General features: G+C 74.5%; 1 pseudogene. It reads right to left on the bottom strand.

Features of this window, described 5'->3' with window-relative positions:
* Positions 1-572: pseudogene (locus KUM32_RS42315) on the bottom strand (AraC family transcriptional regulator); the annotation flags it as partial.

Here is a 572-nt window from a genome sequence, read left to right as displayed (position 1 = left end):
GAGCAGGGCCGTCAGCAGGTCGGTGAGGACGAGGCCGAGCCGGCCCGCGTCGGTCGCGGTGTACGGGGCGACCCCCGCTCCGGCGGGGCGGGCGACGGCGTCGATGAACTGCCGCAGCAGCACCCCGACCGGGTCGTCCGGCGGCACCCGCGTGCCGAGCAGCCCGTCCGCCCGGTCGCGGTCCATCGGCAGCAGTTCCCGTGGCACCTGGACGACCACCGACGAGGCGGCCATCTCGCCGGTGCGGATCTCGGCGGTGAAGGGGTGGGAGGAGTCGTAGAAGAGCAGTTCGCCGTGGCCGAGCACCAGTTCCCGGTCCCGCCAGGTGATGCACTGGCGCCCGCCGCGTACCAGGGCGAGCTGGTACAGCTCGGGGTCGGCGGCCCGGATGAGCGCCGGCGTGCGCCGCGAGCGCAGGCTCTGGTACGTCATGGCCGACACCTGCACGGGCCCGAGGCCGCCCGCGCGCAGCGTGGCCCGGAAGTCCGCGGCGCGGTCGCTGTCCATCAGCGTCCTGAGCACCACCTTGCCGCTCAACTCCCGCCAGGCGTCGAAGCGTTGCTCTGCCGGCA

This window comes from Streptomyces sp. AC627_RSS907 (assembly GCF_019049165.1).
Note: the sequence above shows the minus strand (reverse complement) of the source record. Positions and strands in the feature narration are given on the sequence as shown.